This window comes from Stenotrophomonas sp. AGC87 (assembly GCF_057333975.1).
Genome location: NZ_JBHFHW010000036.1, coordinates 6,569 through 19,214, shown reverse-complemented (window position 1 = coordinate 19,214; position 12,646 = coordinate 6,569). Strand labels below are relative to the sequence as shown.

Genomic DNA, 12,646 nt, shown 5'->3' with positions numbered 1-12,646 from the left:
TCGCAGGCATGCATGCCTGCCACGACGTACCAGTCAGCTTTGCGGGAGTAGGCTGTCGGTCCGAGGTGGAGATCGACCGATGGCCGCGATGGTTCTGGAACAGCAGCAGGTATTGGCCGCCGCCCGTCAGCGCTTCGCCGAGGGCGGCGCGCTGATGGACAGCGTGGTCAGCCCGCCGGTACAGCGCTCCTGGGAGCGCTCGCGCCAAGCCGGCGTGCAGCCGCGGCAGGAGCCGTACTACGCGCCCCTTCCCGCGGCTGCCACGCGCCTCGACGACCCTGCCGACCGCCGCCTCGCACGCTCTGTGCGCGAGGACATGGACCACCTCTGGGCCGCCTTCGGTGGCCGCCAGTGGACCCTGTTCTGCGTCAACGCGGACGGCCTGGTCATCGCCCAGCGCGAACATGGCCTGGCCGAGGTCCCGGTGCTGCGCCCGATCCAGATCGGTCGCCGCCTGCGCGAAATCGACATCGGCACCACCGCACCGGCCTGCAGCCTGGCCGAAGACGCGCCCGCACTGGTGCGCGGTAACGAGCACTACCTGGACCGCTTCGCCTCGGTGTTCTGCCTGAGCGTCCCGCTACATGGGCTGGATGGCGAAGTACTGGGCGCACTGGACATCACCGGCACCGGCGAGCGCGATGCCGAGCTGTTGCACGGGTACTTCCGCCAGGCAGCGCTCTCGGCCGAGAACCGCCTCATGCAGGACCACCGCCCCTGCCACCTGCTGGCCGTGCAACACGACACCCGCTGGCTGCATTCACCGCTGCAGGGCCTGCTGGCCATCGAAGAAGACGGCCACGTACGCGCCGCCAATCGCGTCGCCCGCCGCCTGTTCGGACTGCCGCGACGCGGCCCCTTGCCCGTCCTCACCCTGGGCGGCCTGTTCGCCGGCGCCAGCATCCACCAGCGCCGCCGCCTGCTGCAGACCGGCCCCGCCCACCGCGTCCGCCTGGATGACGACACCGCCGTGCACGTCCAGTACCTGCGCGGACCACTCGCACCGCATGCCAGCGTGAAGCTCGATGTGCAGCACGCCAACGCCACGAACGCATCACTGCGCGCGCAGAACACACAGCACGTCCGCGAGGCCGTGGCTGCCCACCAGGGCAACGTCAGCGCCGCCGCACGTCAGCTCGGCATCTCACGCACCACCCTGTACAAGCTGATTCGCGCGTAGCGGCCAGCGCCCGGCGGTACACACGCCGGAAGCCGCATCTTTTCGATCTGCGCAACGAGGTTGCCGGCCACGGGCCGGCACTACCGCTTTGCTTGCCTATCCGGTGACGCATTGTTCGGGCGGCGGGTAGGGGCAGGCCTTGCCCGGACCATGAGCGGCATGGATGCCGCGACATGAGCCCCCATGGATGGGTTTACGGCGGGTCCGGGCAAGGCCTGCCCCTACCCGACGCAGCACACCAGCAATGAATCGCCAGCGCTCTTCGCTACAGCCCTTCGGCCAAGATCAATCGCGGAAATTATCAAACTGCAGCGGCACCTCGAACGTCTCCTTCCGCAACAGCGCCATCGCATCCTGCAGATCATCGCGCTTCTTGCCCGTCACCCGCAGCTTGTCGCCATTGATCTGACTGTCCACCTTCAACTTGGCCTCCTTGATCGTCGCCGCGATCTTCTTGGCCACCTTCTGCTCGATCCCCTGCTTGACCGTGATCTTCTGCCGCGCACCGGCCAGATTGGACTCGATATCGCCAAACTCCAGGCACGCCGCATCGATCTTCCGCGCGGTCAGGCGCTGACGCAGGATGTCCGTCATCTGCTGCAGCTGGAAATCGCTCGGCGCGGACTGCGTGATCACGCTGTCCTCCAGCACGAACTTCGCGTCCACGCCCTTGAAATCGAAACGCGTGGACAGCTCGCGGTTGGCCTGGTCGACCGCGTTGGTCAGCTCGTGGGTGTCGACTTCGGAAACAACGTCAAAAGAGGGCATGGGCAAACTCCAACGGGTGAATGCCCCCATTCTATCAAGCCACCATGGACGGGCCGGCCAAGCCGGCGATAATGGGTCATGAACACGCAGAAATCCCCCACCCGCGCCGTCGCCTGGATGCTGATCGCCGTCGCCTGCTTTTCGCTGATGGATGCCGGCATGAAGCAGCTGTCGGCCAGCTATCCCACCCTGCAGGTCACCTTCCTGCGCGGCGCGGCCTCGCTGCCGTTCGTACTGGTCTGGGTGCTGGCCACGGCCGGCCCGCGCTCGCTGGTGCCCAAGCGCTGGGTTCTGCACCTGCTGCGCGGCGTGCTCGGCATGGTGATGATCGGCTGCTTCGTCTACGCCCTGCGCAGCCTGCCACTGTCCACCGCCTACACCATCTACTTCGTCGCCCCGCTGCTGATCGCCGCGCTCTCGGTGCCGCTGCTCGGCGAGCACGTGGGCCCGCGCCGCTGGATCGCCATCGGCATCGGCCTGGTCGGGGTGCTGGTCGTGCTGCGCCCCGGTGTCGGCGGGATCATTTCCTTCCCGGGCCTGATGGTGCTGCTGGCCGCCACCGCCTATGCCCTGGCCGCGATCACGGTCAGCATGCTGACCCGCACCGACACCCCGCAGTCGATGGTGGTGTGGTTCCTGGTGATCATGGCCGTCGGCGCCGGCCTGCTGGCGATCCCGGACTGGCAGCCGCTGCAACTGGGCCATGCCGCGCTGATCGCCGGCATGGGCCTGGCCGGGGCAGGAGGGCAGGTCGCCCTGACCCGTGCCTTCCAGCTGGGGGAAGCCTCGATGATCGCGCCGCTGGAGTACACCGGGCTGGTCTGGGTGATCGGCTGGGACCTGCTGTTCTGGGGCGTGCTGCCCGACCAGGTGACCTGGCTGGGCGCGGCGATCATCGTCGCCTCGGGCCTGTATCTGCTGCACCGTGAGCGGGTGCGCCGGGTCCAGCCGCCCCGGCCGCTGGACCACCCCTGAGCCCGGCCGGCGCCCGCGGGCCGGCCGGATCACGGCCTCTTAGAACCAAACGGAATATCATTGCGCGCAACCGCACGGGTCAGGGCCGCCCCGCGCTGGTAGGCTGCACGCCCCCTCCCGTCGATGCCCGGTTGACCGCGAAGTGATCGAGTTCCAGCGCCTGCACAAATCCTATGCCGTCGGCGGCCGCGCGATTGCCGCGCTGCAGCCGCTGGACCTGACCATCGAGGCCGGCGAAGTGTTCGGCATCATCGGCCATTCCGGTGCGGGCAAATCGACGCTGATCCGGCTGATCAACCGGCTCGAGGAGCCCACCGGCGGCCGGCTGCTGATCAATGGCGAGGATGTCACCGCGCTCGATGCCGAAGGCCTGCGCGTGCTGCGCCGGAAGATCGGCATGATCTTCCAGCACTTCAACCTGCTCTCGTCGCGCACCGTGGCCTCCAACGTCGCCTTCCCGCTGGAGCTGGCCGGCATGCCGCGCGCGGAGATCGACGCGCGCGTGGACGAACTGCTGCATACCGTCGGCCTGGAAGCGCACGCCAATAAATACCCGGCGCAGCTGTCCGGTGGCCAGAAGCAGCGCGTGGGCATCGCCCGCGCCCTGGCCACCCGCCCGCAGATCCTGCTGTGCGATGAAGCCACCAGCGCGCTGGACCCGCAGACCACCGCCTCGGTGCTCAAGCTGCTGGGCAGGATCAACCGCGAGCTGGGCCTGACCATCGTGCTGATCACCCACGAGATGGACGTGATCCGCCGCGTCTGCGACCGCGTCGCGGTGCTCGATGCCGGCCACCTGGTCGAAACCGGCCCGGTCACCGAGGTGTTCCTGCACCCGCAGCACCCGACCACCCGCCGCTTCGTCAGCGAGTCCGAACAGGTGGACGAGGGCGAACTGCACAAGGATTTCGAGGCCGTCGCCGGGCGCATCGTGCGCCTGACCTTCCTCGGCGCGGACACCTACGAACCGCTGCTGGGGCGCATCGCGCGCGAGACCGGCGTGGACTACAACATCCTGTCCGGCCGTATCGACCGGATCAAGGACACCCCGTATGGCCAGCTGACCGTGTCGCTGGTCGGGGGCGACGTGCAGGCCGCGCAGGCGGGCTTCGTCGCCGCCGGTGTCCATCTTGAGGAGCTGCGCCGATGATCCTGGCCACCGCAGGCGGGTTCTTCCGCCATCTCGACGCCGGCAAATGGGCCGATATCGGCCAGGCCACGCTGGATACCCTGCTGATGCTCGGCGGCTCACTGCCGCTGACGCTGCTGATCGGCCTGCCGCTGGGCGTGCTGCTGTTCCTGACCGGCTCGCCGCAGCTGCACCGCAAGCCGGTGCTGTATGGCGCGCTCGCGCTGCTGGTAAACCTGCTGCGTTCGGTCCCCTTCATCATCCTGATGATCGTGCTGATCCCGCTCACCCTGTGGATGATGGGTACCTCGCTGGGCGTCCGCGGCGCGATCGTGCCGCTGGTGATCGGTGCGGCGCCGTTCTATGCACGCTTGGTCGAAACCGCACTGCGCGAAGTGGACCGTGGCGTGATCGAAGCGACCCAGGCGATGGGCGCCACCACCTGGCAGCTGGTCACCCGGGTGCTGCTGCCCGAAGCGCGGCCGGGCCTGATTGCCGGCGCCACGGTCACGGTGATCGCGCTGATCGGCTTCACCGCGATGGGCGGCGCGATCGGCTCGGGCGGCTTGGGCGACCTGGCGTTCCGCGACGGCTATCAGCGCTCGCACACCGACGTGGCCCTGGTCACCGTGGTGCTGCTGCTGGTGCTGGTACAGATCCTGCAGATGATCGGCGACCGCCTGGTGGGGCATTACAGCCGGAAGTAACCGGTAGGTACCGACCATTGGTCGGTACGCCAGGCGATGTCCGGCGTCGTTTCTATCGGGTTTGTGACCCCGGTGGCTCCACAGCCGCGACGGATACCCTAGGCTCCTTGCACCGCTTGCTTGCCTGCCATTCATGAGCCGCCCCATCAACAACCTCAGGGCCGTCCATCCGGGCGAAATCCTGCGCGAGGAGTTTCTGCTGCCGTTGCAGCTGAGCATCACCGCGCTGGCACGGGCCTTGGATGTGCCGCCGACGCGATTGCACGCCATCGTGCATGAAACCCGTGGCGTAACGGCGGATACCGCAGTGCGGCTGGCGCGTCATTTCGGTGGGGACGCCGCGTCGTGGCTGGCCCTCCAGGCCGAGTACGATCTGAAGACGCTGCCGACCCGCCAGGAAATCGAGCGCAGGGTGCAGCCGCGCGAGGCGGCTTGACCGCCGCCCTTACCGGACGTTCGGCACTTCAAAGCCCAGCCGGTCCACCTGCTCGGGGTGCTGCGGCACGCGCTTGAGCTTGTCGGTGTTGACCCCGTAATCGTCACGCAGGCGGGTGGCGAGCTCCTTGTAGAGCTCTTTGTCCATGTCCGGCTGGCGCGCGAAGATCCAGGCCATCTCGCGGCCCGGGTAGCCGAGCATCGCCCACGAATAATCCGGCGCCACTTCCAGCACGCGGGTATGGGTCGGCACGATCTTGTAGAACCAGGTGCGCCAGTTGTGGTTGCCGCTCTTCTCGTCCACCGAGGCGCGGACGGTCAGTTCCTGCTGCGGCTCGGAGAAGCCATCGCGGTAGCGGTACGTGATGGACACTTTCTGGTCGCCACGCAGGCGAAATTCGTTGACGCTGGCGACGTGGCCGCGCTCGATCGGATTCGGCACGCGGCCGATCACATACCAGGTGCCCATGAAACGCTGCAGGTCGATCGGCGCACCGGCGCTGTCGACGGCGACCGGGGTCGGCGCGGGTTCCGGCTTGGTCTCATGGCGGAACGCACAGGCTGACAGCAATGCCAGCGAGGAGACCAACAGGACAGCGCGAAGCGGGCGGTTCGAAGACATGCGGCAGGTGGCTCCAGTGGCTGGCAGGGGCATGGTGGGTGGGACAGCGGAGAACGTCAATGGCAGCGCAGCGGTTGCGTGACCGATTCATGCAACCGCTCACCGGACATCCCGCCTGTCGCGTCCCCCACAAGGTCGCAGCCCTTGAGATGGCGGCGCGGCAAGGTGACGCATCACTTTCGCACGGAGCTGTGTCATGACCCTGTCGTCTTCCCCGCGTTCGTCCGACCGTCCCGATCCCCGCGTGCTGCGTTGCGTCAGGCAGGCCGTCCTTGCCGGGATGGCCCTGGTCCTGGTCTGGCCCGCCGCGCGGGGGCATAGCGAGTGGGTCGGCTGGCTGCCGATGTGGCTGATCGGCATGCCGCTGATGGCCTGGTGGAGCCTGCATCGCTTCCGCCTGCCGCTGGCCGGCCTGCTCAACCGCACCGCCCGCCGCCGCCGCGGGCCGCAGGCCCGGCGCCGACGTCATCCGTTGGCGCGTCCGGCGCGGCCTGACCTTCGACACGTGAGCCGCGGCCAGCCGGTGTGATAGCGTCCCAAGGCTATGAACGCCTGGAGCTGCAATGTCACGATTCGCTTCCGCCTGCCTGGTGGCAGGTCTGATCTCCGCCGGTGCGGCGGGAACCGCCATGGCCGCTGACGCCCCCGCGGATAAGTACGCCTGGCTTGAAGACGTCACCGGCGACAAACCGCTGGCGTGGGTCAAGGAACAGAACGCCAAGTCCGAAGGCCGCCTGGCCGCGACCCCTGCGTTCAAGCAGATGGAGACCAGCATCCGCGAGGTGCTTGATTCCGACGCCAAGATTCCCGGTGTGCAGAAGATCGGTGACTACTACTACAACTTCTGGAAGGACAAGCAGCACGAGCGCGGCCTGTGGCGTCGCACCACGCTGGCCGAGTACCGCAAGGCCTCGCCGCAGTGGGAAACCGTGCTGGATCTGGATGCACTGAACAAGGCCGAGGGCGAGAACTGGGTCTGGCACGGCGCTGACTGCCTGCGCCCGGATTACTCGCGCTGCCTGATCGCGCTGTCGCGCGGCGGCGCCGATGCCGATGTCACCCGCGAGTTCGACCTGGCCAACAAGACCTGGATCAAGGACGGCTTCTTCCGCCCCGAATCCAAGGGGGGCCTGAACTGGATCGACCGCGACACCGTGTTCGTCTACACCGATTTCGGCACCGGCACGATGACCACCTCCGGGTATCCGCGCGTGGCCAAGCTGTGGAAGCGCGGCACCCCGATGGCCTCGGCTTCGGTGGTCTACGAGGGCAAGCCCGATGACATGTACATCGCGGCCATGCACGACGATACCCCCGGCTACGAGCGCAACCTGGTCAGCCGCACGCTGGCCTTCTACAACAACGAGCTCTACCTGCGTGCCGACGATGGCACGCTGACCAAGATCGATGCGCCCAACTCGGCCGAAAAAGGCCTGCGCAAGCAGTGGCTGACCCTGGAGCTGCGCGAGCCGTGGACCGTGGGCGGCAAGACCTACGCTGCCGGCTCGCTGCTGGCCACCAAGCTGGACGATTACCTTGCCGGCAAGCGTGATTTCGACGTGCTGTTCGCGCCGACCGACACCACCTCGCTGGCCGGCACCAGCTGGACGAAGAACCATCTGGTCCTGAACGTGCTGGACGACGTCAAAAGCCGCCTGAGCGTGCTCACGCCGGGCGACAGCGGCTGGAAGACCACGGCCTTCACCGGCGCGCCGTCGTTCGGCACCGTGGCCGTCAGTGCGGTCGATGCCGATGACAGCGATGCGGTGTGGATGACCGTCACCGATTACCTGACCCCGACCACCCTGGCCATTGCCGAGATCGGCAAGCAGCCTGAAGTGCTCAAGACCATGCCGACGTTCTTCAACGCCGACGGCAAGGTGATCGAGCAGCACTTTGCCACCAGCAAGGATGGCACCCGCGTGCCGTACTTCGTGGTGCACCGCAAAGACATGAAGCTGGACGGCTCCAATCCGACGCTGCTGTACGGCTACGGCGGCTTCGAGATCTCGCTGACCCCGTCCTACTCCGGTGGCATGGGCCGCGCGTGGCTGGAGAAGGGCGGCGTATACGTGGTCGCCAACATCCGTGGCGGTGGCGAGTACGGCCCGCGCTGGCACCAGGCGGCGCTCAAGCAGAACCGTCACAAGGCCTATGAAGACATGGCCGCGGTCGCCCGCGATCTGGTCAGCCGCAAGATCACCTCGGCCAAGCACCTGGGCGTGCAGGGTGGCAGCAACGGTGGCCTGCTCACCGGCAATATGCTGACCCAGTACCCGGAACTGTTCGGCGCGGTCGTGGTGCAGGTGCCGCTGCTGGACATGAAGCGTTACAGCCACCTGCTGGCCGGCGCGTCGTGGATGGCCGAATACGGCAATCCGGATACGGCCGATTGGGCGTTCATCAAGACCTTCTCGCCGTACCACCTGTTCGACGCCAGCAAGACCTACCCGCCGGTGCTGTTCACCACCTCCACCCGCGATGACCGTGTGCATCCGGCGCATGCCCGCAAGATGGCGGCCATGATGATCGACGCCGGCAAGGACGTGACTTACTACGAGAACATCGAAGGCGGTCACGGCGGCGCGGCGAACAATGCGCAGGCCGCGCATATGTCGGCTTTGGCCTATAGCTTCCTGTGGGAGCAGCTCTCCAAGTAAGCTCGGGGTGCTCGACGGCCAGGGGCGGTCGAGCAGCCGGCAGGGAGTGAGCCTGCCGCAGACGTTGTAGCCCCCTGGAGAAGACTCCGGGTGGTGGGGCGTCAGGTTGGCTCCACCCCATTTTCAGCGCCACGCAGCGATGCGTGGCGTTTTTTTATGGGCCGCTCACCGCACCCATGTTTCCAGCCCGCGCGCGATGCGCCGCACCGCTTCTTCCAGGCGCGGCACGTCCTGCGTATAGGCCAGCCGCACATGCGCGTTGGCGCGGTGGTGGCCAAAGTCCAGCCCCGGCGTGAACGCCACATGCTCCGTTTCCAGGAAATGCGCACAGAACGCCTGCGCATCATCGGTGAAGGCGCTTACGTCGGCGTAGAGATAGAACGCGCCTTCCGGCTCCACTTCGATGCGGAAGCCCAGCGCACGCAGCGCCGGCAGCAGGTAATCGCGACGCTCGCGGAACGCCGCGCGCCGTTGCTCGAAGATCGCGATCGCGTCCGGCTCGAAACACGCCAGCGCCGCATGCTGGGCGATGCTCGAGGCGCTGATGTACAGATTCTGCGCGAGCTTCTCCAGCTCACGCACCGCCTGCGGCGGCGCCACCAGCCAGCCCAGGCGCCAGCCGGTCATCCCGTAGTACTTCGAGAAACTGTTGAGAACGAACGCTTCATCATCGACCTGCAGCACGCTGGCGGCGTCCATGCCGTAGGTGAGGCCGTGGTAGATCTCATCCACCACCAGATGCCCGCCGCGTGCCTTCAGCGACTGCGACAGCGCCGCGAGCTGCGCCGCCGAGAGCACGGTGCCGGTCGGATTGGCCGGGGAGGCGACCAGCGCACCCACGCTGTCCGCGTTCCACTGCCGTGCCACCAGCTCCGGCGTCAGCTGGTAGGCCGTCTCCGGCCCGACCGGCACCAGCTGCGCGGCCCCTTCCACCAACCGCAGGAAGTGCCGGTTGCACGGGTAGCCGGGATCGGCCAGCAACCAGTGCTTGCCGGGATCCACCAGCAGACTGCTGGCCAGCAACAGCGCGCCCGAGCCACCCGGGGTGACCAGGATCCGCTCGGGGTCGATCTGTACCTGGTAGCGATCCTGGTAGAAGCCCGCAATCGCCTCGCGCAGCGCGGGCAGGCCGCGGGCCGCGGTGTAGCGGGTGTGGCCGGCCGCGAGCGCGGCCTGGCCGGCGCGCACGATCGGTGCGGCGGTGGTGAAGTCCGGCTCGCCGATCTCCAGGTGGATCACATCGTGGCCAGCCTGCTCCAGCGCCTGCGCGCGGGCCAGCAACGACATGACGTGGAAGGGTTCGATGTCCTGGCTGCGGCGGCTGAAGCCGGTGCCGGTCGGGGGCGTGCGGGAAGTATCCATGGCCTGATGATAGGCGCAGTGACCAACGACAGGCTTGCTGCTGGCCTACCCGCCAGCACAGACTGCACGGACACGGACGCCATTGCATTTCCCCGCCAGGAGCCCTATCTCGTGAAACCCGCCCTTTGTTTACTGGTTGCCAGCCTCATGACCTCCAACGTGCACGCCGCCCCCGCGCTGACCCCGCCCGACGCCGAGAAGCACCCGCACACGGTGAAGGCTCCCTTTGGCGCGACCCGCAGCGACGATTACTACTGGCTGCGCGACGACAAACGCGAAGACGCGAAGATGCTGGCCTACCTGAATGCGGAGAACGCCTACACCGATCAGGTGGTGGCCCCGCTCAAGCCGCTGGAAGACACCCTGTACAAGGAGATCGTCGCCCGCATCAAGCAGGACGATGCCAGCGTGCCCTCGCGTGACCGCGGCTACTGGTATTACACCCGTTTCGAAACCGGCAAGGACTACCCGATCCAGGCGCGCCGCAAGGGCAGCATGGAGGCGCCGGAAGAGATCCTGCTCGACATCAACACGATGGCCGAGGGCAAGGGCTACTTCAACGTGGGCGATGCCGATGTCAGCCAGGACAACCACCTGCTGGCCTGGGCCGAAGACGATGTCGGCCGCCGCCAGTACGTGATCCGCTTCAAGGACCTGCGCACCGGTGAGGTGCTGCCGGATCGCATCGAGAACGTCTCGCCCAACGTGGTCTGGGCCGATGACAACCGCACCCTGTTCTATGTCGAGAATGATCCGGACACCCTGCTCACCGTGCGCGTCAAAAAGCACGTGCTGGGCACCCCGGCCAGCAGCGACGTGCTCGTGTATGAAGAGAAGGACGACAGCTTCTACATGGGCGTGGGCCGCACCCGCGATGATCGTTTCCTGACCATCGAGCTGCACAGCACGGTGAGCTCGGAAACGCGCTACGCCCCGGCTGCCGATCCGCAGGCGTTCACGGTGCTGGCGCCGCGTGCGCGCGATGTGGAATACGACGCCGACCACTTCAACGGTCGCTGGGTGATCCGCACCAACGCTGCGGACGCGAAGAATTTCAAGATCGTCACCGCGCCCAGCGATGCTACCGCGCGCAGCCAGTGGAAGGACTGGGTCGCGCACGATGACGCCGTGCTGATCGAAGGCTTCGAACTGTTCGACGGCTTCACCGCGATCGCCGAGCGCTCCAACGGCCTGGAACGCGTGCGCCTGCTGTTCCCGGATGGCCGCCAGGATTACGTCAAGGCCGATGAGCCGGCCTACTCGATGGGGTTGGCCGCCAACAGCGAGCACGACACCCCGTGGCTGCGTTACGCCTACACCTCGCTGACCACGCCGACCACCACCTACGAGCTCAACACCGTCACCGGTGAACGCCGCCAGCTCAAGCAGCAGCCGGTGATCGGCTATGACCCGTCGCAGTACACCACCGAGCGCGTGTGGGTGACCGCCCGCGATGGCGTCAAGGTGCCGGTGTCGCTGGTCTACCGCAACGGCTTCAAGAAGGACGGCACCGGCGCGCTGTACCAGTACGCCTACGGCAGCTACGGCATGTCGATGGACCCGGGCTTCAACCAGACCGTGGTCAGCCTGCTCGATCGTGGCGTGGTGTATGCCATCGCCCACATCCGTGGCGGCCAGGAAATGGGCCGTGCGTGGTATGAGGACGGCAAGCTGCTCAAGAAGCAGAACACGTTCAACGATTTCGTCGATGTCACCCGCGAGCTGGTCCGCCAGGGCTATGCCGCCAAGGACCGCGTCGCCGCCTCCGGTGGCAGCGCCGGTGGCCTGCTGATGGGCGCGGTGGCCAACCAGGCACCGCAGGACTATCGCGTGATGGTCGCCCAGGTGCCGTTCGTCGATGTGGTCACCACCATGCTCGACGCCAGCATCCCGCTGACCACCAACGAGTACGACGAGTGGGGCAACCCGGAGCAGCGCGAGTACTACGACTACATGCTGAAATACTCGCCGTACGACAACGTCAGCAAGCAGGCCTATCCGGCCCTGTTCGTCGGCACCGGCCTGTGGGATTCGCAGGTGCAGTACTGGGAGCCGGCCAAGTGGGTGGCCAAGCTGCGCGATGACAACACCGGGCACTTCCCGATCGTGTTCCGTACCAACATGGAAGCCGGCCACGGTGGCAAATCCGGCCGCTTCCAGCGGTACCACGAGCTGGCCGAGTCGTACGCGTTCGTGCTCGACCAGCTTGGCGTGACCACGTCCCGGTAATGCTGGCCGGCGGCCGGCGACCTCGGTGGGTCGGCGAGTTCCGTTGGCCGACGACCTCGTGTGGTCGGCCAATGCAGTGAGGCCGCCATCGCGGCGGCCCGGCCGGGTCGCTATGCTGGCACCATGTCCCGGCCCGAACGCCCCGTGGTTTCCGAAGCACCGGCCGAGCGGCGACGGGTGCGTTTGCGCTGGGCGTGGTGGCTGCTGGCCTATGTCAGCCTGGGCACCGGCATCGTTGGCATCTTCGTGCCGGGCCTGCCCACCACCGTGTTCATCCTGATCTCGGCCTGGGCCGCCTCGCGCGGCTCCGAGCGCCTGCACAACCGTCTGCTGGCGCACCCGCAGTTCGGCCCGGCGATCCGCAACTGGCAGGCGCATGGCGCGGTCAGCCGTCGCGGCAAATGGATGGCGAGCCTGACCATGGCGGTGTGCGCGGGCATCATGCTGTGGTGCGTGCCGATCGCCTGGGTGAAGTGGCTCTCCATCGGCAGCATGACCTGCGTGGCGCTGTGGCTGTGGTCCCGGCCGCTGCCGCCGGAGGATGGGCTCCGGTAGTGGGGGGGGGGGGGGGGGGGGGGG

General features: G+C 67.2%; 12 protein-coding genes. 9 read left to right on the top strand and 3 right to left on the bottom strand.

All coding sequences use genetic code 11. From position 1 onward, the window contains the following. Positions 1 to 79: 79 nt before the first annotated feature. Positions 80 to 1,180 (top strand): helix-turn-helix domain-containing protein, encoded by a 1,101-nt coding sequence (locus tag ACE026_RS14550; RefSeq protein ID WP_486039533.1) that lies wholly within the window; start codon positions 80 to 82, stop codon positions 1,178 to 1,180. Between the two features lie 285 nt (positions 1,181 to 1,465). Here ACE026_RS14550 and ACE026_RS14545 read toward each other — a convergent pair whose 3' ends face one another. Beyond that, on the bottom strand, positions 1,466 to 1,948 hold the full coding sequence (locus ACE026_RS14545) for a YajQ family cyclic di-GMP-binding protein (protein WP_121040001.1): 483 nt from the start codon (positions 1,946 to 1,948) through the stop codon (positions 1,466 to 1,468). 78 nt (positions 1,949 to 2,026) lie between these two features. On the opposite strand from ACE026_RS14545, the gene ACE026_RS14540 reads away from it, so the two are divergent. The 4 genes from ACE026_RS14540 to ACE026_RS14525 all read left to right on the top strand — a co-directional run bounded on the left by ACE026_RS14540 (position 2,027) and on the right by ACE026_RS14525 (position 5,195). Next, a complete protein-coding gene (locus tag ACE026_RS14540) occupies positions 2,027 to 2,923 on the top strand; it encodes a DMT family transporter (RefSeq protein WP_486039531.1) in 897 nt (298 codons plus the stop codon). A gap of 142 nt (positions 2,924 to 3,065) precedes the next feature. Beyond that, a complete protein-coding gene (locus tag ACE026_RS14535) occupies positions 3,066 to 4,073 on the top strand; it encodes a methionine ABC transporter ATP-binding protein (RefSeq protein WP_486039530.1) in 1,008 nt (335 codons plus the stop codon). Beyond that, positions 4,070 to 4,759, top strand: coding sequence for a methionine ABC transporter permease (locus ACE026_RS14530; RefSeq protein ID WP_123730136.1), 690 nt, complete (start codon positions 4,070 to 4,072; stop codon positions 4,757 to 4,759). Before ACE026_RS14535 ends, ACE026_RS14530 begins: the two co-directional genes overlap by 4 nt. 133 nt (positions 4,760 to 4,892) lie before the next feature. Further along, positions 4,893 to 5,195 (top strand): HigA family addiction module antitoxin, encoded by a 303-nt coding sequence (locus tag ACE026_RS14525; protein WP_019183666.1) that lies wholly within the window; start codon positions 4,893 to 4,895, stop codon positions 5,193 to 5,195. A gap of 9 nt (positions 5,196 to 5,204) precedes the next feature. Here ACE026_RS14525 and ACE026_RS14520 read toward each other — a convergent pair whose 3' ends face one another. Continuing rightward, positions 5,205 to 5,816, bottom strand: a complete 612-nt coding sequence (locus ACE026_RS14520; protein WP_486039528.1) for a lipocalin family protein — start codon at positions 5,814 to 5,816, stop codon at positions 5,205 to 5,207. Positions 5,817 to 6,018: 202 nt separating this feature from the next. On the opposite strand from ACE026_RS14520, the gene ACE026_RS14515 reads away from it, so the two are divergent. Next, entirely contained in the window at positions 6,019 to 6,345 is a 327-nt protein-coding gene (locus ACE026_RS14515; protein ID WP_486039541.1) for a hypothetical protein, read from the top strand. 34 nt (positions 6,346 to 6,379) lie between these two features. Continuing rightward, positions 6,380 to 8,476, top strand: coding sequence for a prolyl oligopeptidase family serine peptidase (locus ACE026_RS14510; RefSeq protein ID WP_486039527.1), 2,097 nt, complete (start codon positions 6,380 to 6,382; stop codon positions 8,474 to 8,476). A 165-nt stretch (positions 8,477 to 8,641) separates the two neighbouring features. On the opposite strand, the gene ACE026_RS14505 is transcribed toward ACE026_RS14510, so the two are convergent. Beyond that, positions 8,642 to 9,838 (bottom strand): pyridoxal phosphate-dependent aminotransferase, encoded by a 1,197-nt coding sequence (locus tag ACE026_RS14505; protein ID WP_486039526.1) that lies wholly within the window; start codon positions 9,836 to 9,838, stop codon positions 8,642 to 8,644. A 111-nt stretch (positions 9,839 to 9,949) separates the two neighbouring features. Between ACE026_RS14505 and ACE026_RS14500 the strand changes: the two genes are divergently transcribed. Further along, positions 9,950 to 12,067, top strand: a complete 2,118-nt coding sequence (locus ACE026_RS14500; protein ID WP_486039525.1) for a S9 family peptidase — start codon at positions 9,950 to 9,952, stop codon at positions 12,065 to 12,067. 123 nt (positions 12,068 to 12,190) lie between these two features. Further along, positions 12,191 to 12,622: a YbaN family protein gene (locus ACE026_RS14495; RefSeq protein WP_486039524.1), complete on the top strand. Its 432-nt coding sequence runs from the start codon at positions 12,191 to 12,193 to the stop codon at positions 12,620 to 12,622. Positions 12,623 to 12,646: the final 24 nt, after the last annotated feature.